Consider the following 1,728-nt stretch of genomic DNA (forward strand, 5'->3'; position numbering starts at 1 on the left):
CCACACATCGAGGCAAGCGACTCGTCGAAGACCTTCGGGTCTTTTTGAGAAGCTTTGACCTTGAGCCAGGTTAGTTCCACCTCCTTCTGCGGAAGGGCAGGAACACAATGATTGAAACTGAAGAGTTTGATCATGGCTCAGATTGAACGCTGGCGGCAGGCCTAACACATGCAAGTCGAGCGGCAGCACGGGGAGCTTGCTCCCTGGTGGCGAGCGGCGGACGGGTGAGTAATGCATAGGAATCTGCCCGATAGTGGGGGATAACCTGGGGAAACCCAGGCTAATACCGCATACGTCCTACGGGAGAAAGCAGGGGACCTTCGGGCCTTGCGCTATCGGATGAGCCTATGTCGGATTAGCTAGTTGGTGGGGTAATGGCCCACCAAGGCGACGATCCGTAGCTGGTCTGAGAGGATGATCAGCCACACTGGGACTGAGACACGGCCCAGACTCCTACGGGAGGCAGCAGTGGGGAATATTGGACAATGGGGGCAACCCTGATCCAGCCATGCCGCGTGTGTGAAGAAGGCCCTCGGGTTGTAAAGCACTTTCAGTGAGGAAGAAGGCCTTGCGGTTAATAACCGCGAGGAAGGACATCACTCACAGAAGAAGCACCGGCTAACTCCGTGCCAGCAGCCGCGGTAATACGGAGGGTGCGAGCGTTAATCGGAATTACTGGGCGTAAAGCGCGCGTAGGCGGCTCGATAAGCCGGTTGTGAAAGCCCCGGGCTCAACCTGGGAATGGCATCCGGAACTGTTGGGCTAGAGTGCAGGAGAGGAAGGTAGAATTCCCGGTGTAGCGGTGAAATGCGTAGAGATCGGGAGGAATACCAGTGGCGAAGGCGGCCTTCTGGTCTGACACTGACGCTGAGGTGCGAAAGCGTGGGTAGCAAACAGGATTAGATACCCTGGTAGTCCACGCCGTAAACGATGTCGACTAGCCGTTGGGTTCTTCGAGAACTTAGTGGCGCAGTTAACGCGATAAGTCGACCGCCTGGGGAGTACGGCCGCAAGGTTAAAACTCAAATGAATTGACGGGGGCCCGCACAAGCGGTGGAGCATGTGGTTTAATTCGATGCAACGCGAAGAACCTTACCTACCCTTGACATCGAGAGAACTTTCCAGAGATGGATGGGTGCCTTCGGGAGCTCTCAGACAGGTGCTGCATGGCTGTCGTCAGCTCGTGTTGTGAAATGTTGGGTTAAGTCCCGTAACGAGCGCAACCCCTGTCCCTATTTGCCAGCGATTCGGTCGGGAACTCTAGGGAGACTGCCGGTGACAAACCGGAGGAAGGTGGGGACGACGTCAAGTCATCATGGCCCTTACGGGTAGGGCTACACACGTGCTACAATGGCAGGTACAAAGGGTTGCGAGACGGCGACGTGGAGCCAATCCCAGAAAGCCTGCCTCAGTCCGGATCGGAGTCTGCAACTCGACTCCGTGAAGTCGGAATCGCTAGTAATCGTGAATCAGAATGTCACGGTGAATACGTTCCCGGGCCTTGTACACACCGCCCGTCACACCATGGGAGTGGACTGCACCAGAAGTGGTTAGCTTAACCTTCGGGGGAGCGATCACCACGGTGTGGTTCATGACTGGGGTGAAGTCGTAACAAGGTAGCCGTAGGGGAACCTGCGGCTGGATCACCTCCTTAAACGACGCTTTGCCCCTAGTCGGCAAGTGCTCACAATGAATTACCTGATCGGCCAGAGCAAAGACTGTTTGGGT

General features: G+C 56.1%; 1 rRNA gene. It reads left to right on the forward strand.

The window, feature by feature from the left end:
* The first annotated feature begins 114 nt into the window (after positions 1 to 114).
* Positions 115 to 1,654, forward strand: a 16S ribosomal RNA gene (locus L861_RS06830).
* Positions 1,655 to 1,728 lie beyond the last annotated feature (74 nt).

This window comes from Litchfieldella anticariensis FP35 = DSM 16096 (assembly GCF_000409775.1).
Classification (GTDB): domain Bacteria; phylum Pseudomonadota; class Gammaproteobacteria; order Pseudomonadales; family Halomonadaceae; genus Litchfieldella; species Litchfieldella anticariensis.